Source organism: Virgibacillus oceani, from assembly GCF_041521345.1.
Lineage (GTDB): Bacteria > Bacillota > Bacilli > Bacillales > Amphibacillaceae > Virgibacillus_N > Virgibacillus_N oceani_A.
Genome location: NZ_JBGOHB010000012.1, coordinates 32746 through 55470, shown reverse-complemented (window position 1 = coordinate 55470; position 22725 = coordinate 32746). Strand labels below are relative to the sequence as shown.

General features: G+C 38.3%; 33 protein-coding genes and 1 tRNA gene. 26 read left to right on the top strand and 8 right to left on the bottom strand.

Translation table 11 applies throughout. From position 1 onward, the window contains the following. Nucleotides 1–3 precede the first annotated feature (3 nt). The gene (locus ACDX78_RS10600; protein WP_486027693.1) at nucleotides 4–441 is read right to left on the bottom strand and encodes a YslB family protein; all 438 of its coding nucleotides are present in this window, start codon (nucleotides 439–441) and stop codon (nucleotides 4–6) included. Nucleotides 442–897: 456 nt separating this feature from the next. Between ACDX78_RS10600 and ACDX78_RS10595 the strand changes: the two genes are divergently transcribed. The 4 genes from ACDX78_RS10595 (at nucleotide 898) to ACDX78_RS10580 (ending at nucleotide 4895) form a co-directional block, all read left to right on the top strand. Further along, entirely contained in the window at nucleotides 898–1518 is a 621-nt protein-coding gene (locus tag ACDX78_RS10595) for a succinate dehydrogenase cytochrome b558 subunit (protein ID WP_486027691.1), read from the top strand. Nucleotides 1519–1548: 30 nt separating this feature from the next. Further along, the gene (gene sdhA, locus ACDX78_RS10590) at nucleotides 1549–3312 is read left to right on the top strand and encodes a succinate dehydrogenase flavoprotein subunit (RefSeq protein ID WP_486027689.1); all 1764 of its coding nucleotides are present in this window, start codon (nucleotides 1549–1551) and stop codon (nucleotides 3310–3312) included. Nucleotides 3313–3314: 2 nt separating this feature from the next. Then, entirely contained in the window at nucleotides 3315–4082 is a 768-nt protein-coding gene (sdhB, locus tag ACDX78_RS10585; protein WP_486027687.1) for a succinate dehydrogenase iron-sulfur subunit, read from the top strand. Nucleotides 4083–4451: 369 nt separating this feature from the next. Continuing rightward, on the top strand, nucleotides 4452–4895 hold the full coding sequence (locus ACDX78_RS10580) for an acyl-CoA thioesterase (RefSeq protein WP_486027686.1): 444 nt from the start codon (nucleotides 4452–4454) through the stop codon (nucleotides 4893–4895). A gap of 92 nt (nucleotides 4896–4987) precedes the next feature. Here the strand turns inward: ACDX78_RS10580 and ACDX78_RS10575 are convergent, their stop codons facing one another. Further along, on the bottom strand, nucleotides 4988–5236 hold the full coding sequence (locus tag ACDX78_RS10575) for a helix-turn-helix domain-containing protein (RefSeq protein ID WP_486027685.1): 249 nt from the start codon (nucleotides 5234–5236) through the stop codon (nucleotides 4988–4990). Nucleotides 5237–5513: 277 nt separating this feature from the next. Between ACDX78_RS10575 and ACDX78_RS10570 the strand changes: the two genes are divergently transcribed. The 6 genes from ACDX78_RS10570 to ACDX78_RS10545 all read left to right on the top strand — a co-directional run bounded on the left by ACDX78_RS10570 (nucleotide 5514) and on the right by ACDX78_RS10545 (nucleotide 10494). Continuing rightward, the gene (locus ACDX78_RS10570) at nucleotides 5514–5963 is read left to right on the top strand and encodes a MarR family winged helix-turn-helix transcriptional regulator (protein ID WP_486027683.1); all 450 of its coding nucleotides are present in this window, start codon (nucleotides 5514–5516) and stop codon (nucleotides 5961–5963) included. Nucleotides 5964–5986: 23 nt separating this feature from the next. Beyond that, nucleotides 5987–6823 carry a glutamate racemase gene (racE, locus tag ACDX78_RS10565; RefSeq protein ID WP_486027681.1) on the top strand — a complete coding sequence of 279 codons (837 nt, stop codon included), beginning with the start codon at nucleotides 5987–5989 and terminating at the stop codon, nucleotides 6821–6823. A gap of 525 nt (nucleotides 6824–7348) precedes the next feature. Further along, entirely contained in the window at nucleotides 7349–8425 is a 1077-nt protein-coding gene (locus ACDX78_RS10560; protein ID WP_486027680.1) for a GerMN domain-containing protein, read from the top strand. 185 nt (nucleotides 8426–8610) lie between these two features. Next, the gene (rph, locus tag ACDX78_RS10555) at nucleotides 8611–9360 is read left to right on the top strand and encodes a ribonuclease PH (protein ID WP_486027678.1); all 750 of its coding nucleotides are present in this window, start codon (nucleotides 8611–8613) and stop codon (nucleotides 9358–9360) included. A 9-nt stretch (nucleotides 9361–9369) separates the two neighbouring features. Beyond that, nucleotides 9370–9969 carry an XTP/dITP diphosphatase gene (locus ACDX78_RS10550; protein WP_486027676.1) on the top strand — a complete coding sequence of 200 codons (600 nt, stop codon included), beginning with the start codon at nucleotides 9370–9372 and terminating at the stop codon, nucleotides 9967–9969. An 18-nt stretch (nucleotides 9970–9987) separates the two neighbouring features. Then, entirely contained in the window at nucleotides 9988–10494 is a 507-nt protein-coding gene (locus ACDX78_RS10545; RefSeq protein ID WP_486027675.1) for a metallophosphoesterase, read from the top strand. 268 nt (nucleotides 10495–10762) lie between these two features. On the opposite strand, the gene ACDX78_RS10540 is transcribed toward ACDX78_RS10545, so the two are convergent. The 6 genes from ACDX78_RS10540 to ACDX78_RS10515 form a co-directional block, all read right to left on the bottom strand. Further along, nucleotides 10763–10881: transfer RNA gene (locus ACDX78_RS10540), tRNA-Ser, on the bottom strand. A gap of 64 nt (nucleotides 10882–10945) precedes the next feature. Next, nucleotides 10946–12127 carry a tyrosine-type recombinase/integrase gene (locus tag ACDX78_RS10535; protein ID WP_486027673.1) on the bottom strand — a complete coding sequence of 394 codons (1182 nt, stop codon included), beginning with the start codon at nucleotides 12125–12127 and terminating at the stop codon, nucleotides 10946–10948. A gap of 145 nt (nucleotides 12128–12272) precedes the next feature. Next, nucleotides 12273–12707 carry an ImmA/IrrE family metallo-endopeptidase gene (locus tag ACDX78_RS10530; protein ID WP_486027671.1) on the bottom strand — a complete coding sequence of 145 codons (435 nt, stop codon included), beginning with the start codon at nucleotides 12705–12707 and terminating at the stop codon, nucleotides 12273–12275. A 74-nt stretch (nucleotides 12708–12781) separates the two neighbouring features. Next, complete coding sequence (locus ACDX78_RS10525) at nucleotides 12782–13372, bottom strand: hypothetical protein (protein WP_486027669.1); 591 nt, start codon at nucleotides 13370–13372, stop codon at nucleotides 12782–12784. Between the two features lie 15 nt (nucleotides 13373–13387). Then, nucleotides 13388–14065 carry a hypothetical protein gene (locus tag ACDX78_RS10520; RefSeq protein ID WP_486027667.1) on the bottom strand — a complete coding sequence of 226 codons (678 nt, stop codon included), beginning with the start codon at nucleotides 14063–14065 and terminating at the stop codon, nucleotides 13388–13390. A 1-nt stretch (nucleotide 14066) separates the two neighbouring features. Continuing rightward, on the bottom strand, nucleotides 14067–14426 hold the full coding sequence (locus ACDX78_RS10515) for a helix-turn-helix domain-containing protein (protein ID WP_486027665.1): 360 nt from the start codon (nucleotides 14424–14426) through the stop codon (nucleotides 14067–14069). 163 nt (nucleotides 14427–14589) lie between these two features. Here ACDX78_RS10515 and ACDX78_RS10510 point away from each other — a divergent pair, with 163 nt between their 5' ends. The 16 genes from ACDX78_RS10510 to ACDX78_RS10435 all read left to right on the top strand — a co-directional run bounded on the left by ACDX78_RS10510 (nucleotide 14590) and on the right by ACDX78_RS10435 (nucleotide 22725). Beyond that, entirely contained in the window at nucleotides 14590–14829 is a 240-nt protein-coding gene (locus tag ACDX78_RS10510) for a helix-turn-helix transcriptional regulator (protein WP_486027663.1), read from the top strand. 11 nt (nucleotides 14830–14840) lie between these two features. After that, entirely contained in the window at nucleotides 14841–15614 is a 774-nt protein-coding gene (locus ACDX78_RS10505; RefSeq protein ID WP_486027661.1) for a BRO-N domain-containing protein, read from the top strand. A gap of 1 nt (nucleotide 15615) precedes the next feature. Then, nucleotides 15616–15834 (top strand): helix-turn-helix domain-containing protein, encoded by a 219-nt coding sequence (locus tag ACDX78_RS10500; RefSeq protein ID WP_486027659.1) that lies wholly within the window; start codon nucleotides 15616–15618, stop codon nucleotides 15832–15834. A gap of 56 nt (nucleotides 15835–15890) precedes the next feature. After that, the gene (locus ACDX78_RS10495) at nucleotides 15891–16406 is read left to right on the top strand and encodes a helix-turn-helix transcriptional regulator (RefSeq protein WP_486027658.1); all 516 of its coding nucleotides are present in this window, start codon (nucleotides 15891–15893) and stop codon (nucleotides 16404–16406) included. Then, complete coding sequence (locus ACDX78_RS10490; protein WP_486027656.1) at nucleotides 16403–16690, top strand: hypothetical protein; 288 nt, start codon at nucleotides 16403–16405, stop codon at nucleotides 16688–16690. Before ACDX78_RS10495 ends, ACDX78_RS10490 begins: the two co-directional genes overlap by 4 nt. Nucleotides 16691–16774: 84 nt before the next feature. Then, a complete protein-coding gene (locus ACDX78_RS10485; RefSeq protein WP_486027655.1) occupies nucleotides 16775–16984 on the top strand; it encodes a YqaI family protein in 210 nt (69 codons plus the stop codon). 15 nt (nucleotides 16985–16999) lie between these two features. Continuing rightward, on the top strand, nucleotides 17000–17221 hold the full coding sequence (locus ACDX78_RS10480; RefSeq protein ID WP_486027653.1) for a hypothetical protein: 222 nt from the start codon (nucleotides 17000–17002) through the stop codon (nucleotides 17219–17221). 99 nt (nucleotides 17222–17320) lie between these two features. Further along, nucleotides 17321–17545: a hypothetical protein gene (locus tag ACDX78_RS10475; protein ID WP_486027651.1), complete on the top strand. Its 225-nt coding sequence runs from the start codon at nucleotides 17321–17323 to the stop codon at nucleotides 17543–17545. Further along, complete coding sequence (locus tag ACDX78_RS10470) at nucleotides 17538–18437, top strand: hypothetical protein (RefSeq protein ID WP_486027650.1); 900 nt, start codon at nucleotides 17538–17540, stop codon at nucleotides 18435–18437. The genes ACDX78_RS10475 and ACDX78_RS10470 overlap by 8 nt, the downstream gene beginning before the upstream one ends. Then, nucleotides 18403–19371 carry a PD-(D/E)XK nuclease-like domain-containing protein gene (locus ACDX78_RS10465; RefSeq protein WP_486027648.1) on the top strand — a complete coding sequence of 323 codons (969 nt, stop codon included), beginning with the start codon at nucleotides 18403–18405 and terminating at the stop codon, nucleotides 19369–19371. The genes ACDX78_RS10470 and ACDX78_RS10465 overlap by 35 nt, the downstream gene beginning before the upstream one ends. 119 nt (nucleotides 19372–19490) lie before the next feature. Next, nucleotides 19491–19652: a hypothetical protein gene (locus ACDX78_RS10460; RefSeq protein ID WP_486027646.1), complete on the top strand. Its 162-nt coding sequence runs from the start codon at nucleotides 19491–19493 to the stop codon at nucleotides 19650–19652. A 4-nt stretch (nucleotides 19653–19656) separates the two neighbouring features. Then, nucleotides 19657–20220, top strand: coding sequence for an endonuclease domain-containing protein (locus ACDX78_RS10455; RefSeq protein WP_486027644.1), 564 nt, complete (start codon nucleotides 19657–19659; stop codon nucleotides 20218–20220). A gap of 17 nt (nucleotides 20221–20237) precedes the next feature. Then, nucleotides 20238–21059 carry a phage replisome organizer N-terminal domain-containing protein gene (locus ACDX78_RS10450; RefSeq protein WP_486027642.1) on the top strand — a complete coding sequence of 274 codons (822 nt, stop codon included), beginning with the start codon at nucleotides 20238–20240 and terminating at the stop codon, nucleotides 21057–21059. Nucleotides 21060–21068: 9 nt separating this feature from the next. Continuing rightward, the gene (locus ACDX78_RS10445) at nucleotides 21069–21857 is read left to right on the top strand and encodes an ATP-binding protein (protein ID WP_486027640.1); all 789 of its coding nucleotides are present in this window, start codon (nucleotides 21069–21071) and stop codon (nucleotides 21855–21857) included. Then, nucleotides 21857–22018: a DUF6011 domain-containing protein gene (locus tag ACDX78_RS10440; RefSeq protein ID WP_486027639.1), complete on the top strand. Its 162-nt coding sequence runs from the start codon at nucleotides 21857–21859 to the stop codon at nucleotides 22016–22018. The genes ACDX78_RS10445 and ACDX78_RS10440 overlap by 1 nt, the downstream gene beginning before the upstream one ends. After that, on the top strand, nucleotides 22015–22725 hold the full coding sequence (locus ACDX78_RS10435) for a hypothetical protein (protein ID WP_486027637.1): 711 nt from the start codon (nucleotides 22015–22017) through the stop codon (nucleotides 22723–22725). The genes ACDX78_RS10440 and ACDX78_RS10435 overlap by 4 nt, the downstream gene beginning before the upstream one ends.

Here is a 22725-nt window from a genome sequence, read left to right as displayed (position 1 = left end):
GTATTACTTCGAATAAATCACACTGAATTGTACTTGAAAAATGCGCTTATTAATTTCTTCCACACATTCACATTCGGCACCATTAATGATTTGAATTGCTTCAGCCAAAAAACCTGCTTCCAGGCGGAAATCGGTATTTAATGCGGATTTAAGACGATAAGCTACCGCATCAGACATAAGCTGAAAAATCATCTGATTCTTCTTTTGTTTTACTAACTCCAGTTTTCCCCAGCCAAGTTTTTCAAAACAAAAGGATACATCTTCCACTGTATGTATTTCAAGTTTTCTCGCAATATTTCTGCCCATAAAATATAGAAGCGTATCGGCTTCTTGCCCAAGCAGTTCTGGTAAACCTAAATAGCGGAGAACATCATAACCGGCCCCATTCGTATGCAGTTCATCCAGTTGGGAAATGGCAATTTTCTCTTTTTCTTTCGACATGGATGTCACCCTTCCTGTAAGCAAAAGACCCTTGAACCTATATTATTATTTACAAATTACATTATCAATATAATTCAAGAATCCTGCAAGTCATACTAGGTTCTAACTTCTTTTCTAATGTATAAATATTGGTATAACACATCATTGCATAAGAATATTGTACATCATCATTATAACGAATAGCACATATTTTAAAAATAATATATAGGGTTTTCTTGACGCTTTTCGTAGTTAGAAGTACAATTGTAATGTCATAATTTGTACAAGTTTGTATGGAACATCATATAAATTCATGAATGAAGCCTCCCATATATAAGTGTGGGGGCAAATTAATTACATATCATGATACGGAGCGTACGATTTCTTCTATCAAAAATATTCGTGAATTTATAACATCTGTAATTTCTGCTTGTGCAATAAGTATAATATCATTGTAAACTAAAAGGGGGGTAACAGATGGCGGAGCATCGTGAATTTTTCACCAGAAGATTACACTCACTCCTGGGGGTTGTACCAATTGGTCTCTTCCTTACCCAGCATTTATTGGTGAATCATTTTGCCGTATACGGTGAAGAAAGTTTTAATCAGGCAGCAGGATTTATGGCAGGTCTACCATTTGTTCTGTTATTGGAGATATTTGTAATTTATCTGCCGATATTATTTCATGCAATCTTAGGGGTGTATATTGTCTTTGTTGCACGCAACAACACTAGGAGGTACGGTTATTTCAGAAATTGGATGTTCTACCTCCAGCGTATTACCGGGCTGGTTACACTCGTGTTTATTGCATGGCATGTGTTTGAAACGCGTGTGCAGATCGGGCTTGGCAATGCAGATCTGAATTATAGCTTAATGGAAGGGATTTTAACGAATCCAATCATGTTCTGGTTCTATGTAATTGGTGTGTTGTCAACCGTTTTCCATTTTGCAAACGGTCTATGGAGCTTCTTTGTTACATGGGGTATTACACAAACACCGAAGTCTCAAAGAATCGTTACTTATGCAACAATACTGGTGTTTTTAGGATTAAGTTTTATTGGAATTAGAACTTTAATTACATTTGCTTTTGGAGCTTAACGTAAAGAAAAAAAGGAGTGAGTATTTATCATGAGTAATCGTAAAATTGCTGTGGTAGGCGGTGGACTTGCTGGTTTAATGGCAACCATCAAAGCAGCAGAAGCAGGTGTGAACGTGGATTTATTTTCCGTTGTTCCCGTTAAACGATCTCACTCTGTATGTGCCCAAGGCGGTATTAACGGTGCAGTAAACACAAAAGGAGAAGGGGATTCTCCTGCTATTCACTTTGATGATACAGTTTATGGTGGCGACTTTTTAGCAAACCAGCCGCCGGTTAAAGCGATGTGTGACGCAGCACCTAGTATTATACATATGCTGGACAGAATGGGGGTCATGTTTAACCGTACTCCGGAAGGCTTGCTTGATTTCCGTCGTTTTGGCGGAACACAGCATCACCGTACAGCATATGCAGGGGCAACTACAGGTCAACAGTTATTATATGCACTTGACGAGCAGGTGCGACGTTATGAAGTTCAGGGTTTAGTTACAAAGTATGAAAGCTGGGAATTCCTCGGTGCCACTATTGATGATGAAGGTATCAGCAGAGGGATTGTCGCCCAGAGCATTACAGACCATGAAATAAAAGCATTTCCATCAGATGCTGTTATTATGGCTACCGGCGGGCCGGGAATTATTTTTGGGAAGTCAACAAACTCCATGATTAATACCGGTTCTGCTGCAAGCGCTTTGTATTTGCAGGGTGCAAATTATGCGAACGGGGAATTTATTCAAATTCATCCGACCGCAATACCCGGAGATGATAAACTGCGACTGATGAGTGAATCAGCCCGTGGTGAAGGTGGCCGGGTGTGGACATATAAAGACGGTGAACCATGGTATTTCCTCGAGGAAAAGTACCCGGCATACGGAAACCTTGTCCCGCGTGATATCGCAACAAGGGAAATCTTTGATGTCTGTGTAAACCAGAAACTCGGTATTAACGGGGAAAACATGGTATACCTTGACCTTTCCCATAAAGATCCAAAAGAATTAGATGTAAAATTGGGCGGTATCATAGAAATTTATGAAAAATTCGTTGGAGAAGATCCGCGTAAAGTGCCAATGAAGATTTTCCCTGCAGTTCACTATTCCATGGGAGGGCTTTGGGTTGATTACGATCAAATGACAAACATCCCTGGTATATTCGCAGCTGGTGAAGTTGATTATTCACAGCACGGAGGAAATCGCTTAGGGGCAAATTCCCTGCTCTCAGCTATATATGGGGGCTCAGTGGCAGGACCAAGTGCAATTAAATATACGGACGGTTTGGATAAACATGCTGAAGATATACCGCCTGAGTTTTTCGAGGAGAAAGTGAAAGAAGAACAGGAAGCTTTCGAAAAAATGATGAGCATGGAAGGGTCCGAGAACGCATATGCCATCCATAAAGAACTTGGTGAATGGATGACGGATAATGTGACAGTGGTTCGTGACAACGAAAAATTACTTAAAACAGATGAAAAAATCAAAGAGCTGATCGAACGCTGGGAAAATATTAATATCAATGATACTTCACGCTGGAGTAATCAGGGGGTAATGTTTACACGGCAGTTAAAAAATATGCTACAACTGGCAAGAGTCATTACCATTGGTGCATACAACAGAAATGAAAGCCGCGGTGCTCATTACAAGCCTGAATTTCCGGATCGTAATGATGAGGAATGGCTGAAAACGACCATTGCCAGCTATAATAAAGAAACGAATTCACCAGAGTTTACGTACGAGGATGTTGACACGTCACTAATTAAACCACGTAAACGTGACTATACTAAAAAAAGTGAAGGGAGTAAGTAACAATGGCTGAAGAACAACAAACGGTTACTTTTATTATAACCAGACAGGACAGCCCCGATTCTGCTCCTTATGAGGAAACCTTTAACGTTCCTTACCGTAAGAATATGAATGTTATATCCGGATTGATGGAAATCAGACAAAACCCGGAAAATGCAAATGGGGAAAAAACAACACCTGTTTATTGGGATATGAGTTGTTTAGAAGAAGTTTGCGGCGCATGTTCCATGGTAATTAACGGAACAGCAAGACAATCATGTGCAACACTCGTGGATAAATTGGAACACCCAATCAGGCTGGAGCCTATGTCTACTTTTCCGGTTGTCCGTGACTTAATTGTAGATCGGGAGCGCATGTTTGATGCATTGAAACAAGTAAAAGCATGGATTCCGATTGACGGCACGCATGATTTGGGACCTGGTCCGCGTATGCCTGAAAAAAAACGCCAATGGGCATATGAATTATCAAAATGTATGACTTGCGGTGTTTGTCTGGAAGCTTGTCCAAATGTAAATGATAAATCCAACTTCATAGGACCTGCTGCATTATCCCAGGCTCGCTTGTTTAATGCACATCCAACGGGTGAAATGAATGCAAGCGAAAGACTGAACGGCCTGATGGAAGATGGCGGAATCGATGGCTGCGGAAACTCACAAAACTGTGTACAGGTTTGTCCGAAAGGGATCCCTTTGACCACTTCTATTGCTGCAATGAACCGTGCGACTAATATACAGGCATTTAAAAACTTTTTTGGCGGTGACAATGCACATTAATTATTGAATTCATAAATGTTAACGACCCGAGCCAATTGTGGTTTGGGTCTTTTTCATAGAATGAAAGATGAAGTGAAGTGTTTATAGATGCCTTTTCAAGCGTAAAATTAGTGAAATATGAGTCAAAGCAAGCATCGAGAGAATCTGAAGCGAAGAAGGTATCATCATGTATCATGGCAATCTTTTCTGATATTTTAAGTTAAAAGAAAATGACGTAGCATTGAAAGGGTTCTCAGTTATATAAACGAGTAAAAAAAGCTATTGTTAAGCCCATTGCAGCTTATAAATGCTGCAATCGAACAATAACATAAACACAAATTTAAAAATAAATACCATTTTATTAATCAGGAAATAAAAGGGGAAATAATCATGGCAAAAATTGATTACATAGAAGATCTCGAACAATGGCGGTCAACGTTTCAGTTTTCCATTCCGGTATATATTCGATTTTCAGAAACCGATATGATTGGTCATATGAATAATGTATCTCCATTCATCTATTTTGAAGAAGCAAGGATAAAATTTTTAAAATCACTGGGATTATTTTCCGGGGGTGTATATGAAGAAGGAGTTCCTGTTGTCGCAGATATGCAATGTAATTATTTAAAGCAAATATATTTCAGTGAAAATATTCAGATGTATGTAAAAGCACATCATGTAGGGAATACTTCCATTGATTTTCATTATATGGCGGTTAACGAGAAGGAAGAAATCACGTTGACAGGAAGGGGCAGACTTGTCTTTATCGATCAGGAATCAGGAAAACCTGTCCCATTAAAAGATGAAATTAAACATAAAATGCAGAATGCTTAGCTCAACTGCCCTTTTACTCTCGCTTAAATAAGTCGGTTTTCCCAGTTGAAAAGCCTGTAAACCGACTTTCCTTAATAGAAAGTCGGTTACTTCTAGAGCTTTAGTTCCCCCATGCGAAGGAGCTCTACTACGGCTTGTGATCGCCCCTTAACGCCTAGCTTTTGCATAGCATTAGAAATATGGTTCCGGACAGTTTTTTCTGATATGAATAATTCCTGGGCAATTTCTTTTGTTGTTTTGTCTTGTACTAGTAGTTCGAATACTTCTTTTTCCCGTTTTGTTAGTAATTGCTTCGGTTTATACTCGTTGTCCTTCAAATTCCAACCCCTCCTTGCTGTCATAGAGCTGCAGGCTGAAGGGATATTATTTAGTCAATAATAGCATATGTTTGGTGGAAGAAAAGAGTGCATCCATTATCCTCCATAAAGGAATTGAATAATAACTACGTACAAAATGAGCGAAAATAGTCGAAGTTTGGTATAATTAGCTTAAATTTTATTATGATAGGCTGTTTTGAACGAATTACTCCAATTCACATATATTATGATAAATAACTGATTTAATATCTTAGAATTGATACATCAAAGAAACAACATACATCGAGAGGGGGGACTATCAATGGAAAAGGATACAAAAATGACAATAAATAAAATAGAAAAAAGTATGCGTTACATATCTGGCATTGTGAAACAAAATGGAAGAAAAATATTAACAAACTATCCAATTACATCACCACAATTCGTGGCGCTTCAATGGCTGCTGGAAGAGGGAGATCTGACTATTGGAGAGCTGTCAAATAAGATCAGCCTTGCTTTTAGTACAACAACGGATTTAGTGGACAGGATGGAAAGGAACAATCTGGTAGAAAGGGTACGTGATTCCAAAGACCGGCGAGTGGTACGGATTCATGTTTTGGATAAGGGTAAAAACATTATACATGAGGTAATTGAAAAACGGCAAAAGTATTTAGGTGAAGTATTAGAGAACTTTACAGATAAACAAACAGATAACTTACATGAATTGCTTGCATTATTGCATGAAGAAATGAAGAAATATGACAAGTATTAAAGAAGTTGAATGAGGGGATATCATTGGAAAGAGGAATCGGAGTAATTGACTCAGGTGTTGGGGGATTAACAGTCGTCAATGAATTGATCAGGCAGCTGCCAAATGAGCAATTGATTTATGTTGGTGACACAGCCAGATGCCCATACGGCCCGAGGTCAAAAGAAGAAGTACTGCAGTTTACGAAAGAAATTGTTGGTTTTTTATTGGAAAAGAATATAAAAATGCTAGTAATTGCTTGTAATACGGCTACAGCCTTTACTTTAAATTACCTGCAGGAAAAGCTGCTAATTCCGGTGATAGGGGTAATTCAACCCGGAGCACGGGCAGCCATTAAGTATACGGAAAATAACCATATTGGTGTTATAGCAACGGAAGGTACAGTGAAGAGTGAAGCTTACGTTAAAGCGATAAAAAACATTAATGCTGATACCCGTGTAAATACATTGGCTTGTCCTTTGCTTGTTGAGATGATCGAGCAAGGTGTCCTATCGGGAAGCAAGGCGAAAAAAGTAGTAGAAAATAGCTTAAACCCAATTAATAGTGACATGCAAATGGATACGTTGATTTTGGGCTGTACGCATTATCCTTTAATTAAGGATGTCATACAATTGGCAGTGGGCGAGCATGTGAAAGTCATTTCCTCTAGCGAGGAAACAGCCAGGGAGACAAGTACTGTGCTGGATATCCATCAACTGTTGAATAACCGTGATACATTACCGGTGCATCAATTTTACACAACGGGAGAATTGGGGATTTTCAAAGAGCTGTCCAATCGAATTTTTGGAAAAAATAATTTGAAAACTGTCCGGATGGAAAAAGTCAGTCTTTATGAAACAGTAAATTCGAAATTGGCATTATAATTAATATATACGTCACTAAAGAGGCTGGGACAGAACCATTTTAGCAAACGAAAATCCGAACAACATTAATCTTATGACTCGCTCCGGAAATATACTTCGCTTTCCATGGGCGGCTGGTGAGCCTCCTCGTGCTGTCGCACTGCGGGGTCTCACCGATGCCTTTGCTCCCACAGGAGTCTACGTATATTTCCGGAGCTACTGTGGTGGATGGTTCGTATTTTCAAAACTACTCAGAGTTCTGTCTCAGCCTCTTTTTACTGTTTGAAAAATATTATCCCGGCTACTGCACTTTTGATATTAAATGATACTAATTGCAGCAGCGGGATAAATTTAACCTTTAGGGTTAAAATGATTTTTTCTTTTATACTAATAAACATGAGCAAAAACTACTATTTTTTTCTGCTAATTCCGCATGATGTCTTATGATTTTCCTTCCTAAAGATTATAATTAATTCTTCCTGATTGGTCTATTTTTGTGATGAGCTCGTATATATAATAGTACAAACCATCATAGGAGGGAATCACATGCTAAAGCGCGGAATATGGATAACGGGATTAATGATTTTGACAATTACCTTGGCTGGCTGCTTTCAGGGGGAACAATCATTGGAGGAAATGGACCCGCCACAGGATGCAGAAGCCGTAGATAATTTAGACGGTGTTATTACGGAAGAAGAAAATGATGAAACAGCCGGGAGTGCGGAAGAAAATGAGGTTGAAGGCGAAATGACGCCTAGACAGTTATACTTATTTGATGCAAATGGATTGGTCGCAGCACAAACTCTGGAATTACCAGCGCCGGAATCAAATCAAGTTGCACAGCAAGTGTTAGAGCATCTGGTCAAAGGCGGGCCTGTTACTCCTATGTTGCCAAATGGATTTCAAGCAGTATTGCCGGAAGGGACAGAAGTACTTGGGGTAAATCTTCAGGAAGATGGCACGATGATCGTTGATTTTTCGAATGAATTTGAAGAATATGATGCAGCGGATGAAGTAAAAATTGTAGAATCTGTTACGCATACACTTACACAGTTTGAAAATGTTTACCAAGTTCAATTGCGAATGAACGGTCATCCATTACAGGAAATGCCGGTGAACGGAACCCCGATTGGTGAAGGATATTCCAGGGAAAACGGTATTAATGTAATGGATACGGACCTAAATATAATGAACAGTCAGGCTGTAACCATGTATTATCCTGCAGAACATAATGAAAGCAGGTATTATGTGCCCGTTACACAGTATGTAGAAGATGCAGAAGAAAATAAATATGCTTCCATTGTACAGGGGCTACTCGAAGGACCTGGAATGCAATCAAATATCACGCATGTGTTTAATGCTGAAACAACGTTGGCTGATAACCCAGCATTGGAAGACGGGGTACTTAACTTAACTTTCAGTAAAGAAATCCTACAAGACCGCGAGCAATCCATCATATCGGATGAAGTAATGGAAACCCTCGTTCGAACTTTAACGGAAAATCAGGAAATCGAAGCCATAAACGTAAGTGTGGAAAATGTGGATCAACTGGTAAATGAAAATGGAGAAGCGTATAATGAACCGGTAACAAATCAACATTTCATGCCAGCGCAAGAAGTATAAACTGGAAGAGGCTGAACGAAAAAGCCTCTTTTTCATTTGTGAATTTACATGATTGATTTGAAAATGAAGCAAGTACCTTACTATGTATAAAAAAAGCCGGATGAAAGCATTATAGTTTTTACGTTATTAGTGTTGAAATCAGCAAAATGTGTTAAGCTAATGATGGAAACGAGGAGGAATAGGCCATGAGAAATGATCAGCGAAATGCAGACAGTTTACGACCAATTACCATGACAACAAACTATATTAACCATCCGGAAGGCTCTGTTCTAATCGAGGTTGGAAATACAAAAGTAATTTGTAATGCAAGTATTGAAGATAGAGTCCCTCCATTTTTGCGCGGGCAGGGTAAAGGCTGGATCACAGCGGAATATGCCATGCTACCCCGTGCCACTGAACAAAGAAACATACGTGAATCATCAAAAGGAAAAGTTTCCGGAAGAACGATGGAGATACAGCGTTTGATAGGCAGAGCACTCAGGTCTGTCGTTGATTTAGATAAAATAGGTGAGAGAACCGTTTGGGTAGATTGTGACGTCATTCAGGCAGACGGGGGAACAAGAACAGCTTCGATCACGGGTGCATTTGTTGCTGTAGTATTGGCATTTGGTAAATTACTCGATGATAAAGTGCTTCAAAAAATGCCTGTAACTGACTTTTTAGCTGCCACATCTGTAGGCGTATTGCCGGACGAAATGGAAATGCTGGATTTAAATTACGAAGAAGATGCAAAGGCACTTGTAGATATGAATGTAGTTATGACAGGTTCCGGTGAATTTGTGGAATTGCAGGGCACCGGGGAAGAAGCCACTTTTTCCGTTGACCAGTTGAAAGTAATGCTAAAGCTTGCAAGCGAAGGGCTGGAAGAAATTTTTCGTAAACAAAAAGACACATTAGGAGAATTAACAGCGCGGATCGGAGAAACAAAACAATAGGAGAGAAATATGAAACAAATACTTGTTGCAACAAAAAATAAAGGAAAAGCGAAAGAGTTTAAAGCTTTCTTTTCCGGGTATCGCATTAAAGCATATTCGTTGCTTGATCTTGAGGAAGAAATTCCTGATATAGAGGAAACAGGAATTACGTTTAAAGAAAACGCAGCGTTGAAAGCTGAACAGATTGCAGAGAATTTATCCATCCCTGTGTTAGCCGATGATTCTGGTTTAATGATAGATCATTTGGGTGGAAGTCCTGGTATTTACTCGGCAAGATATGCTGGAGAGATGAAAGATGATAACGCAAATATGGATAAAGTATTGGATGAATTAGAAAATGTACCAGAAAAAAAAAGAAGTGCAAGATTTATATGTGTTTTGGCAGTAGCCATTCCAAGCGAGGAAACCATTTTTAGGACCGGATATTGTGAAGGACACATTGGTTTTTCCAAGAAAGGAAAGAATGGCTTTGGCTATGATCCAATATTTGTACCTGATGGTTATCATGTAACGATGGCCGAGCTGTCGTCTGAAGAAAAGAATCAAATCAGCCACCGCAAACATGCCATTAGTCAATTGGAAGAATGGTTAAAAGAGGAGATTTTGTAACAAAGGACAGGATAGTTTATGCCGAAAGTTTTAATATTAAGCGACAGTCATGGATTAACAGAGGAAATATCTAAAATAAAAGAGCGGCATCAATTAAATCATATGATTCACTGCGGAGACTCGGAATTGGATATGGATGCGGAAGCGCTCACCGGCTTTTATAAAGTAGCCGGGAACTGTGATTTTGACCCTAAATATCCAAATGAAGAGATGATCTTTATTGAAGGGACTCGCTTTCTTATTGTACATGGTCATCTGCATCAGGTTAAATCGGGGTTGCTTCCACTGTCCTATAGGGCAAAAGAAGAAAATGCCGATATCATATGCTTTGGTCATACCCACATAGCAGGTGCGGAAAAGATGGACGATCAGCTCTTTATTAACCCCGGCAGCATCCGCATGCCAAGGGATCGCCGGGAAAAGACATACGTAGTAATGGAATGGGAAGAAAATGAAGCATCGGTTAGGTTTTATACGCCGGAGGGTGAGGAAGTAAAAGAACTTTCCTATCAGACATGGCTATAATTATAAGCCTTCTTACACAGACATGATGTGTGAGAAGGCTTATTTAAATTTGTTTATTCTCGCCTCCGATTTGACTACGTTCATCGACTTGTTTTTAACTCTATATACACGCTTTCCTATTTTTGTTTCATAAACTATTTACGGCTTTTTAGTCACAAAGTCATCGCTTGAAAAAATAAAAAAATCCGCCATACCTACGTAGTATTAATCCCCCCTTTCGGAGTGACTAACATGGGTTTGACGGATTTTCTGGTTGAATGAACCTTAGAGCGTCCCAGGCAGGATTCGAACCTGCGACCCACAGCTTAGAAGGCTGTTGCAGTAATCGAAAAGGAAACGAATGTTCTATAATTGATGTTGATTTACCAAGCTTTAATTACTCGACACTCGGATTAATCAAGATGGTTTCCAACCCCAAATGATGAAATTCAACCCCAAATCAACCCCAATTCTATTTCGCCTCCTGTTTAAACATTTCTCCAATTAAATCAGCTGCAATCTTTTCATCAGAATCAACTTCATGACCATAAAGACCAAACGTCGTCGTTATACGGGCATGTCCAGCACGATTTTGGACTGCCTTCGACCTAAGACCCTTCTCACTCAAATACATCAACGAGGTGTGCCGTAAATCATGAAATCTGATGCGTTTTAATCCCAAGTCTTCAAACTCTTTACTATTTGTAAAACGTCGCCACCACTGACTAATACTATCCGGCCGGATAGGTTTCCCAAATTCACTCGCAAAAAGAAAAAGATGATCTGGCCACTCTCTGTATTGACCGGCTTTAAAGTTTTCCTGCTTACGGATGTGAATCATTTTTTTAAGTAACTCCATCAGTTGATCCGGAAGTGAAACGAATCTTTTCTTTTTGTTTTTCGTATCTTTAAGAATTACCCCGACACCTTTTTCAATTGATAAGGCCTGGTTAATATGAATTCCTTGTCGTTTAAAATCTACATGTTTTTCTTCCAGGGCAGCTATTTCACCCTGGCGAGCCGATGTTGACAAAGCAAGGGTGACGATCAGCTGCCAACGAAAGGGCAGCGTTTTCAAATGCTCGATAAAAATTAATAATTCTTCCATACTGTATATGTCTGTTTCTTCATGCCGAACTACAGGTGTGTCGATATTCTCGGCAGGGTTTTCCGTAATCCATTTCATTTTCACGGCAAATTTTAATATGTGATTGAAAGCTTTATAGCAATTATTAATACTGGAACTGGATAATGGCCCCTTCTTACCATCTAACCTTGCTCCGTCCTTACTCAACCCATTAACAAAGTTTAATACATGAATTGGCTGTATGTCCTTCAATTTCATATGTCCATATTGTGGTTTTATCCGCTCCTTGTATATATTTCCGTATTCCTTTTTGGTTCTTATCTCCAGTTGATCGTTTGTTACTTTTTCCTCCCATTCTCGATAGAGTTTATCTAAGGTTATTTTTTCAGGCTTAATATACTTTCCGGTCAAAATTTCAGCTTCAAAGATAGATAAGTGCTTTTTTGCTTCTGTTGGATTCTTGGCTTTGACAGTTTTTCGCTCTCTGATTGGAGTGCCTCTGTCGTTATAACCAATAGTGACTACTAATCTATAACTATTTTTTCCACGATGTTCAATGTGAGCCAATTTTTTCACCCCTTGTATCAATCGTAAAATGATGACTTGTATAAATGCATAAGGAAATGTATCCAACTTCTATTCATACGGTAATGATAGCCTCATGTTTCTTTATCTGATTTGTAGCCTTTTAACTGACCAGACTACAATTAGTTCACCTTATCATCAACAGTTTATTTTGATGCATTTCTAATCGTCTGCAAGCGAATCCATATTCCACATTAAATAGATCCATAATTTTATAGACTGATAAATCGCTTGTATCGCAAAGCATAAAAGTTGGAACACAGAAATGATAGGCAAAATGGTTTGCCTGGTATTCTTGTAGATCAATAAACAAACGATGCATACGCAGCTGGTTTCCATAATGTCTCAAGTAATGACCAATTTCATGACCGAATGACTGCCATTCCTGTTGTTTTGTTCCTTGATTTAAGATTATTTCATTATAAAACCGGAAATTCTTTTTTCTATATACAACCTTCACCTTTAGTTTTTTGGCCACATTGTTAATTGATAACTGTACCGGCTCATTAATTTTCATAAATTCATAAAGGTCATAAATGTAATCTTCTAGGTGTGTATACAAACTAAAACCCCCATTTATAGAATGTATGTTCGATTTAAGTGTACAAAATAGGGCGTACATTTTTGTGTACACCCTTAATCTTCGTTAGGCATAATTGCCTCAATCCTCTTATATTTACTGGTGATTTCACTCGATAATTGGTTCACTTTTTCATTGAAAGATTGTAATGATCCATCCGGGTTAAACGCTATTTCTACGTATTCATCTGTGTACAGATACATGTCTAAAACTTCGTCATATACGTTTTCATATCCGTCTGGTGGGTCGTTTAACTCGTTGATTTTATTGCTAATTTGTTCGGCCGCCTCTTCAATTTCTCCCAAATCTCCAGAAGCATCATAATATGCGTTTAAGGAGTGAATGTTATTAGAAAAATCATCCGGAATATTATCTATGTTGTTTACCTGAAAATACCCTCTAACAACACTTTCCTCCAACCCTGTTACGTTTGCCATTTCCTCAACTGGAATAGCCCCACCACTTTTTATAGTGTGATTCCAAACAATATCGTATTGACTTAATATATCCTCTGCCGCCGCAGCATTTACTAACATTTCATCTGCAACGTTTTGCAGTTCTTCCTTGTACTCTGCTATTTGCTCCGCTTGACTATTGCATCCTATTAACAAACCTGCTAACAACAGAACAAATAAAATTCTTTTCATTTAATCCCCCTCGCTTTATTCAATCCTCGCTGACTGCATTTGCAATTTACTTATTTTTCCCTCTAATTCATCAATTAATGGCTTTTGGGAGTCGTCTGGTATGTCATCTTTTTTCAAAAAGAACAAAGCATCCTGATATTTATCAATTGCTTTTTTGAAATCGCCTTTAAATTCGTGTTTTTCAGCAGTTTCTATGTAATCATCATATTGTGCCTTGTGAATAAACGCGTGTATTGTATTTTCTAATTCTTTATTCTCGTAATTGTATTGTTGATTAAACTTAAGTAGTTCATCCAATGCTTTGTCTGCGTTAGAGATCTTTGTTTTAACTGTTTTCGCCCTTTTTGCCTTTTCGATGTGTTTTTTGACTAGGTTATGAATCTCATCCGATATAATCTTTTCTTTTTCTTTTAATAATTTCTCTTTCGCTTCGTGCGGATTTGGTTCAAATACAGTTATGCCTTTCGACCAAAATTCATTATACAAATCATCACATTTTTCTATAGCCAAATCAACCCTACCAATTCGCGTATTAAAACTTTTAGAGTTGTTTACCAGTTTGACTGATTCATCTAAAACCTTAAGAACGCTCTCTAATGAAGCGATAACAGGACGATGACAATTGTTGCACAGACCTGCTTTCGAAACCTGTAAAAACCAACCTTTTTTATTACAGTATTTACATTGAGCCACTTTAATCCCCCTTTTTCTTTTGACTCACCTTAAATTTAACATAATCGTATAACTCCTCGAAATCCTCTGTTGTCCAATTTTCTATATCTTTGAACATTAAGTCGATGTCAGGGAATTCAGTTGCAATTTTGTTTATTATAGCATTTCTTCTTTTATCTTCATCTTCAGTATCATGATCTAATAAGTAATCAGTGGTTACATCAAAAAAATCAGCAAGCTTTACAATAGATTTACTATCTGGTTCGCTTTTTCCATCTTCGTATTTCCCGTAACCTTGCCTGGTGATACCTAAAAAATCAGCCATATATTGCTGTGACAGGTTTCTTTTCTTTCTTAAATACTTCAACCTTACAGAAATCATAACATTATCTCCTCTATATCACGTCTATCGTCATTGTATAGCAACAATCAGTTGCTTTAAATAAAAAGAAATAAAAAGTTGCATTAAAGTATTGACAGAAACTAAAAGTTGCGTATAATAGGAATTAATAAGCAACCAAAAGTTGCAAAGCGGAGGTGGAAACATGACAAAGAAAGAGTTAAGGGAAACCTTGATCAACGCTAGAAAAGAAAAACATCTAACTCATGAACAGGTTGCTTCTCTTACAGACAAAGGTATCACTAGACAGTACTACGGAATGATAGAAAATGGCGAAAGAACACCGTCAGTTGATGTAGCCAAATTAATATCCGAAGTCCTAGAAGTTGATTGGACGATTTTTTTTGAACTAAATAGCAACCATAAGTTGCAACACGTTATCTAGGAGGTATGTAAATGAATCAATTAACAAAAATGTTCAACAATCAGCAGTTGACTATTATTGAAATTAACGGCGAACCTGAATTTTTCCTCAAAGACTTATGTAACATTTTAGATCTAGGCCAAGTTGCTGGCGTAAAAAGGAGATTAGAAGATGACGTGATTTCAAATCACCCCATCAAAGATTCTCTTGGGCGTACACAACAGGCTGTTTTTGTTAATGAAGACGGACTTTATGATGTCATCCTGGATAGTCGCAAACCGGAAGCTAAACGGTTCAGAAAATGGATCACATCAGAAGTCATTCCTTCTATAAGAAAAACTGGATCTTATCAAATCGAACAACCAAAAAACCAACTGGAAATATTGCAAGGGACCATCAATCAATTAGTTGAGCAAGATAGGCGCGTGAACCAGTTAGAAGGTCAGGTCAATAACATTTCCAACATTGTCACTCTCACCAGTGACGAATGGCGCGAAAAAGTAAAAGTCATCTTACGAAAGATAGCCAAAAACTGGACCGGTGTTGAACCATATCGCAGCGTTATCAAGCTAAGTTATGAGCGATTTGAAAAACGCGCTGGCTGCAAGCTCGATATCAGATTGAACAATCGAAAAGAAAGAGCACTTGCACAAGGTATGTCTAAATCGTACATCCAAAAAATCAATAAACTAGATGTTATTTCTGAAGAAAAGCGCCTAATTGAAATCTATATCCAAGTTGTAAAAGTAATGGCTATCGAATTCAAGATCGATATAAACGACTTTAAATTCGAAGGAGTGGTATAGAATGCAAAAACGATTCACCACAAAAGATGCTGCTGAATATCTGGGTGTTTGCACTGACACAATTTACACCATGGTCCGGCAGAAAGAAATACCGCATTTTCGCCTGCGCCGCCGGATCATGTTTTCAAAAGAAGCGATTGATAACTGGATCCGTGAACAAGAGCAAAATAACGTCCAGGAAAAAGAGCAAGATCAATCTATGTCTCTATCATACTACTAATTTGAGTAATAAAGGTTACTCAAATATATACAAAAGCTAAGGGAGGAACAAGGAAAATGAAAGCAGGAAAGCATTTGAAAGGATTACGGGATAGAAAAGACTACACCCAAGAGAATGTGGCTTCTGAGCTTCATATCAGCAAGCCACTCGCATCTCATTTAGAAAACGATAGGAGGAACATGACAAAAGAAATGGCCAGACAAAGTGTGGCGGCATTCAACGACGCTCAATATGGCTTCGAGATTGCGAGAGAGACAGCAGGTGACTACATAACACCACTCGCTACTGCAAATAAAGCGATCGAGTGGCACAGGCTGGCCTTAGAAGAAACTTTCAAACGTGAAGCAGCTGAAGCTGTAGAGCATTTTAATAACGTTAGCCTTGCAAAACATCCAGATTTTATAACGGATGATGAAGTGGCAGAAATCAAGGTCGGGATTAAAGAATTGCTCGATGTACAGACAACAATAAATTCATTCTTATCCAGACTTGAACAGGTTTATCCAGTAACAGTTAAAGAGTGCATGCGAAAAAGGGTTCCTGAATGGAAGGCGAAAGGGTGGATTGTATGAACTTTGAAAAGCATTTTCTTCCAAAGGATATCGAAACAGCAAGTCAAGAATATTGGTGCATTTTAGATCTATTAACCAGCACTTTGGAAAAACTTCAAACAGGAGATATCGAAGCAGCAAAACAAGATTCTATCGATCTCCTAAAATCGTTACAGGAAATGTCGAAAATGACCAGCGAAAAGCAACAGATTGATCGGATGCATGAAATGGTTAACCGGCTGAATGCATCTGGTGTTCACATCGAGATTGTAAAGAGGAAATTATATGATCAACAAGGTTATTGAATCTAAGTACACATACATTGTTTTGTTTATCTGCAGCATGGTTTTATTGTTATACGCAATGATCAATAGTTAGGAGGAAGAGGAGTGAATCATCCAATGATAGACCAAATTGAGCGGACAGGATATCCGTATGAAATGTTAGAACAACCGGAACACAGCGGCATTGATGCACTTGGAACAGAAATTTTGGAAGGAGATAAAATTTATATTTTTGGCGATGAAGCAGTTCTTGAAGAAAACTTGGAAGCATTTTTATATGAAAACTTGGGTGTGGAAATTAGAGAAGCGCAATAAAGGGAGTGGTTAAGGGTGGCGAAGATAAAAGCCGTGAAAATCATTAACATGCATGATGTAGATGGGTACGCGATTGGATATGCGGTAGGATATGACGGGGTTAAAAAGATCAGCGACAACACTATTGAGTATCCGGATTCGATCCACTTTGTATATCACGTCTATGGCGAAAACGATCAAGTTATAGCAGAAATTCAAAATGCGCCATTAGTGGTCGAGTATTTTGATGGAAAATAAAAAGACCCTCTGCAAAGGGTCTCAAAAAAGAATTATTTTCAAAAAACAAGTACCCCTATTATAGCACATTTAGATAGGGGTGCAATAGGAGGAAATGTAATGACAGTTAGAGAGTTAATAGAAGAATTATTGGATTGTCCGATGGATGCAAAAATCGAGGTTGAACTTGATTTGGATGATGATACCCAATGGAAGGATTTCGAAATCGAGCAAGCAATCCCAAGCAGAGAATTCAGCATGAGTGTTGAACTTAAGGATAAAGTGCTGATTGATGCAGATGAATATGAAAAATTAAAAGAGTTGGAGGATGAAGTATATGAATAACTTATCAGATCAGTATCAAGGAAACCAAGGTGGGACAGTTGCACAATCACAGTCAAGCCGTGAGATGGAAGAGGTAAAGGGCCAAATATTCATGGCCCGGCAATTCCCCAGGAATGTATTTCAGTCAGAGCAACGTATATTAGATGCTTGTAAAAGACCAACGCTAGCACAAGAAGCAGTATACAGCTACCCAAGAGGCGGCACAAAGGTTGAAGGTCCATCTATCCGATTGGCTGAGGTCGTAGCGCAGAATTGGGGTAACATTTCATTCGGAATTAAAGAGTTAGAACAAAAACCAGGCGAATCAGTAGCGCTAGCATACGCTTGGGATCTAGAGACGAACACAAGAAGCGAAAAAGTGTTTACAGTGCCTCATACAAGAAAGGCGAAAGGGCAACTAAAAAAGTTAGATGATCCGCGTGATATTTATGAGCTGGTAGCAAATAACGGTGCGAGAAGAATGAGAAATTGCATTTTAGCAGTCATCCCTGGAGACATTATCGACAACGCTGTCGCTGAATGTAACCGTACTTTACAAGGGGATAACAAAGAGCCGTTAAAAGACCGTATCGCTAATGCATTGAATGCGTATAAGGAGCAATACAGAGTTACCCAAGAGCAAATAGAGGATCGTTTAGGGTATAACGTTTCTGCTTTCACAGAACGTGATTATGCTGACTTAATTAAAATATTCAAGTCGCTCAAAGACGGAATGTCGAAAGTGGATGATTGGTTCAGTAAAGATGCAAAAACAAAGCAAGAGTCAAAGCTTACAGATGCTTTTAAAGATGACAAGAGCAAAGGCGCCAAGAAAGAAAACAAGCCAAAGGAAGAGCCTAAAAAGGATGTGAAGGCTGATGCAAGCAGTCAAGAAGAAATCACCTTCGAATAAGCGGCAGCAAACAAAAAGAATCATCCATTTGAACAACGAAGAATTTACTGTAAAAGAATTATCCAAAGTGTACAACGTTAATCCAAATACGATATACAGCCGGTTGCGGCGAAATCATCCAGCTATCACTCAAGAAGAAATGAACAATCTGAACCACACTAACTATTATTCATTAGGGATGGACAGGCAGTATATGTCTGTCTCCCTATTTAAAAAATTTGATAAGTGTGAAACTGATGCAATGGCCTACCTTAACGGCGAATATACCAGTTTTCCAAATGCTGCGATGATGGTCGGAAACTATACACATGCTGCATTTGAATCAGAAGAAGCATTTGCAGAATTTCAGGAAAAGCATAACAGCGCAATCTTTAAAAAGCGCGGCGGCAAGTATGCGGACTATGAGCAGGCAGACAGGATGATCGAAGCGCTTAAGAATGACAGTTTTGCAATGTTTGCAATGGAAGGTGAAAAAGAACAAATCTATACGGCAAACATTTTCGGTATCGATTGGAAAATGAAAGTTGATTCTATCAATCACGAAAGAAAGTTATTTACAGATTTAAAGACTACCAGAGACATACATGCAAGGTCCTGGAGTGAGAAGTATGACGGCTGGGTGTCTTTCATCGAGAAATGGGATTACGTGCTGCAGATGGCTATGTATCGCAAAATCATCGAAGAAAATACAGGTGAAGCATATACGCCTTATATTGTGGCAGTCAGCAAGGAATCGATCCCAAATAAGGGAGTCGTTTATTTCGATGAAAGCCGATTCGATTTTGAATTTGAGTATGTAGAAATGAAACTGGAACGGATTAGTGAAGTAAGGTCCGGTGAAGCAGATCCGGTAGCTTGCGGGAAATGCGACTACTGTAAATCTACTAAGAAACTAAATGCACCGGTTGAAGTTGGTGAATTGATTTATGTATAGAGGACATTGCGCACGTTGTGAAGGTCACTTTGAATTCAAGGAGAAAGTCTTTTTAACCATTGAAAACAAAACATTCTGCGAGGTTTGTTACAAAGAACGGTTAAAGGAAATGTATGAAAATGCATAACCAAACAAAAGTATTGCTCCCGGAGTGGATCTGGGAGCAACCAAAAAACAAAGAGGAATTAAAAGGGCGCATCCTACAGTATATGCAGCGTTACAAAGGATATACCGTTTTAAAGGTAAAAGGGCGGTTTGCCATTTGTGAGATAGGAAGGTGATTTAATGAAACGGGATTATACGGACAAATTTGAAATGTATGTAGAAGAAAACTTACAAGCGTTCAAACGGTTCCCGAATTCAGTTAAGGAAGAAATTGAAAAAAGTTTACGGCTTAGGAAATCATCAATAGCATCTTTTGTCGCTAAATGTGAAACGCCAATTGAACAATTACTTGCAGTCCATTTGATTGATGTGGAGGAACACTTATACAAGGAATTAACGGTTCTGGCAGAATTTAAACATTTATTTGTGATACCGCAAAAAGAAGTTTTGGCAAATGGTAGGAAGTACAGAGTTGATTTCCTGATTGAGTGTCAAACGGAAAATAAAAATTATTTATTTGCAATCGAATGTGATGGCCATAATTTTCATGAGAAAACCAAAGAACAGGCCGCGAGAGATAAGGCAAGGGAAAGGAACCTAATGAAAGAAGGATACACCATAATCAGGTTTACTGGGTCGGAAATATGGAAAAGTCCATCAAAATGCGCAGTAGAAGCGGAAAAGATTATTTCTAAAACAGTCGGACTTGTTGATTACTACGAAAAGTTATTGGATGAAGAGTAAGGAGCAGTGATCCAAAAATGAGTGATGTGAAGTGGATAAAACTTAGTACGCAGATGTTTGAGGACGAAAAAATAAGACTAATTGAGCAGATGCCTGAAGCTGATACCATTCTCATTATTTGGGTCAAGCTTCTCGCGCAAGCAGGCAGAACAAACGCCAGTGGATATATCTATTTAAGCGAAAATATTCCATATACGGATGAAATGTTAGCCACTATTTTCAACAGGCCTATAAGTACAGTCAGGCTAGCGTTGGAGACCTTTAGGTCATTCGGGATGATCGAAATAGATGAGGATTTATTTATATCTATATCCAACTGGAGTAAACACCAAAGCATTGACAAACTAGCGGAAATGAGAGAGAAAAATCGCGTTAGACAGGCTAAATATAGAGAAAACAAGAAACTAGAAGAACCAAAACAAGGCAGTAACGTTACCGTAACGTCACGTAACGAAACAGAACTAGAACTAGAACTAGAAGAAGAATTAGATAAGAAAGAGAAAAAGAATAAATACATTCGTGATCTTTTCGATCACTATCTTTCTAAAAATATTATTAGACACCAAAAATTAACTAGCCCAATGAAAACAGCTATAAGTGCCAGGTTAAAAGATTACAGTTTTGAAGAGCTGAAGCAAGCTATTGACAATTATTCTGTTGTTTATAAAAGTGACGTCCATTGGTTTACTCATAAATATCCTTTGGCGGACTTTATGAGGGATAAAGACGTTAGAAAGTTTTTAAATGAAGCCGATCCATTGAATAATTTTCTAATTAGGAGCAAGCAGCCAAAAAAAGCGATGGGGCAAAATTACGACCCAGGCAAAGACAGATTCTAGGAGGTAAACATGCAGCCAATTAAAGATGTAATGAAAATGCCATTTCCGGAAGCTGGGGAAAAGCAATGCGAACAATGCGGAACGGTTTACAAAGTATATGAAACGCCACGCGGTGTAATGGGAGCCTGCAAACCATGTGAAGAGCAGAAATTCAAAGAAAAATTGAATTTACCTACTGTCGAGGAATTCCAAAGGGATAAAGAATTGAATTTCATCGTGAGCTTTGAAAGGGTCTCGAGCGATCTAAAAAAAGCCACTGTCAATTCTTATAAACCCGATCACGATAGACAGCTGAAGGCAAAACAGGCAGCCATTAAGTTCGTTCAAGAGTTTGACGGCACCCAATCATTAGCTTTTTCCGGGGATCCAGGCTTGGGAAAAAGTCATCTTGCTTATTCCATTGCAAAAGCGGTGCGGCAGAACGGATATAAATCTTTATACATCAAAGCTACTGATCTACTGGATCACATCAAGAGTACATACAGCCAGAATTCCAACATTTCAGAAGAGCAGATTTTCAAAATGATAGATTCATTGGATTTGCTTGTATTGGATGATATTGGCTCTGAGTACGTGAAAGCAAATGAATTTGGCCATGAAACCTGGGCTTCTGATGTCCTTTACAAAGTATTTGATATGAGGCTGGATAGATCGACAATCAGTACTACCAACTATTCAGAAAGTGAACTGACAGCCAAATACGGAAATAATGGCCCACGGATAATTGATCGGATGATGGACAAGGCTACCGGAATTAGGTTGGAAGGTGAAAGTTATCGGAGAAAGGAGAGGTTTTGATGAAAACTTGTTCAAGGTGCGGAAGAAAGCTAAAGGACTCAAAAAGTATTGAACGTGAATTTGGTCCTGTTTGCTATAAGAAATATCTGAAAGAGCAGCAGGAAATAGGAATTGCGGATAATCAAATTACAATCGATGAAGTGGAGGGTGAAGCGGTATGAAAATATTAAAACTCATAAAAAATCAAGGTCATTATTTTTCAGCTTTTGACAGATTGCCAGATATAACATTTGAAAGAATCGGAATGAATTACGTTGGCTCTGCTTTAGATAATAACGGAAACATTATTTTCAGCGAACTATTAAAGTATCAACCTTTCAAAGGAGCGTTTGCTGGAAGAGAATTAACATTGAAAATGAAAGATGGTAGTACGGAAAAAATCAAAGACCATTGGTACGCTCACGGTTCATACGAGAAACATGGAAAATTTATAAGCATTGGTGGCGGTACTTTAGAGGAATTACAAAAATGCTATGTGTACGCTGGATTCAATATCAATAAATCAGCATTTGAAGGAATGGTTGAAGAATATCTCTCCCGCGAAAAGATATACGACTACTGGGAAGTGGAAAAATGGTGCAATTTACAACATAGATGGCATGATGTTGTGGTCCACGGAAAGAAAATTCCTTTTATGATGAATAAGTTTGGAAACATGGTAGAAAAAGAATCTAAAAAAAGAGTTTCTGCAAGATATAATGTCGTGCGAAAAATTAACGATAGATTCAAAGAGTATACCTTCTTCAAATTCAAATATAAAGATAACGGAAAACTTATAAAGCTAGAAGCGAATTACCTGGATGTTTTAAAAAACACGCTACCCTATACAGAAAAAGAAATAAAAACAAATTGTGAGTTAGGGGGATAA

Coding starts and splice junctions, on each gene's coding strand:
- ACDX78_RS10460 (WP_486027646.1), top strand. CDS start 19,491: ATGCATAACCAAACAAAAGTATTGCTCCCGGAGTGGATCTGGGAGCAA.
- rph (WP_486027678.1), top strand. CDS start 8,611: ATGAGAAATGATCAGCGAAATGCAGACAGTTTACGACCAATTACCATG.
- ACDX78_RS10570 (WP_486027683.1), top strand. CDS start 5,514: ATGGAAAAGGATACAAAAATGACAATAAATAAAATAGAAAAAAGTATG.
- ACDX78_RS10445 (WP_486027640.1), top strand. CDS start 21,069: ATGCAGCCAATTAAAGATGTAATGAAAATGCCATTTCCGGAAGCTGGG.
- ACDX78_RS10440 (WP_486027639.1), top strand. CDS start 21,857: ATGAAAACTTGTTCAAGGTGCGGAAGAAAGCTAAAGGACTCAAAAAGT.
- ACDX78_RS10600 (WP_486027693.1), bottom strand. CDS start 441: ATGTCGAAAGAAAAAGAGAAAATTGCCATTTCCCAACTGGATGAACTG.
- ACDX78_RS10510 (WP_486027663.1), top strand. CDS start 14,590: ATGACAAAGAAAGAGTTAAGGGAAACCTTGATCAACGCTAGAAAAGAA.
- ACDX78_RS10545 (WP_486027675.1), top strand. CDS start 9,988: ATGCCGAAAGTTTTAATATTAAGCGACAGTCATGGATTAACAGAGGAA.
- ACDX78_RS10470 (WP_486027650.1), top strand. CDS start 17,538: ATGAATAACTTATCAGATCAGTATCAAGGAAACCAAGGTGGGACAGTT.
- ACDX78_RS10560 (WP_486027680.1), top strand. CDS start 7,349: ATGCTAAAGCGCGGAATATGGATAACGGGATTAATGATTTTGACAATT.
- ACDX78_RS10525 (WP_486027669.1), bottom strand. CDS start 13,372: ATGAAAAGAATTTTATTTGTTCTGTTGTTAGCAGGTTTGTTAATAGGA.
- ACDX78_RS10475 (WP_486027651.1), top strand. CDS start 17,321: ATGACAGTTAGAGAGTTAATAGAAGAATTATTGGATTGTCCGATGGAT.
- ACDX78_RS10490 (WP_486027656.1), top strand. CDS start 16,403: ATGAACTTTGAAAAGCATTTTCTTCCAAAGGATATCGAAACAGCAAGT.
- ACDX78_RS10550 (WP_486027676.1), top strand. CDS start 9,370: ATGAAACAAATACTTGTTGCAACAAAAAATAAAGGAAAAGCGAAAGAG.
- ACDX78_RS10580 (WP_486027686.1), top strand. CDS start 4,452: ATGGCAAAAATTGATTACATAGAAGATCTCGAACAATGGCGGTCAACG.
- ACDX78_RS10505 (WP_486027661.1), top strand. CDS start 14,841: ATGAATCAATTAACAAAAATGTTCAACAATCAGCAGTTGACTATTATT.
- ACDX78_RS10595 (WP_486027691.1), top strand. CDS start 898: ATGGCGGAGCATCGTGAATTTTTCACCAGAAGATTACACTCACTCCTG.
- ACDX78_RS10465 (WP_486027648.1), top strand. CDS start 18,403: ATGCAAGCAGTCAAGAAGAAATCACCTTCGAATAAGCGGCAGCAAACA.
- ACDX78_RS10455 (WP_486027644.1), top strand. CDS start 19,657: ATGAAACGGGATTATACGGACAAATTTGAAATGTATGTAGAAGAAAAC.
- sdhB (WP_486027687.1), top strand. CDS start 3,315: ATGGCTGAAGAACAACAAACGGTTACTTTTATTATAACCAGACAGGAC.
- ACDX78_RS10435 (WP_486027637.1), top strand. CDS start 22,015: ATGAAAATATTAAAACTCATAAAAAATCAAGGTCATTATTTTTCAGCT.
- ACDX78_RS10500 (WP_486027659.1), top strand. CDS start 15,616: ATGCAAAAACGATTCACCACAAAAGATGCTGCTGAATATCTGGGTGTT.
- ACDX78_RS10575 (WP_486027685.1), bottom strand. CDS start 5,236: ATGACAGCAAGGAGGGGTTGGAATTTGAAGGACAACGAGTATAAACCG.
- ACDX78_RS10515 (WP_486027665.1), bottom strand. CDS start 14,426: ATGATTTCTGTAAGGTTGAAGTATTTAAGAAAGAAAAGAAACCTGTCA.
- ACDX78_RS10450 (WP_486027642.1), top strand. CDS start 20,238: ATGAGTGATGTGAAGTGGATAAAACTTAGTACGCAGATGTTTGAGGAC.
- ACDX78_RS10495 (WP_486027658.1), top strand. CDS start 15,891: ATGAAAGCAGGAAAGCATTTGAAAGGATTACGGGATAGAAAAGACTAC.
- sdhA (WP_486027689.1), top strand. CDS start 1,549: ATGAGTAATCGTAAAATTGCTGTGGTAGGCGGTGGACTTGCTGGTTTA.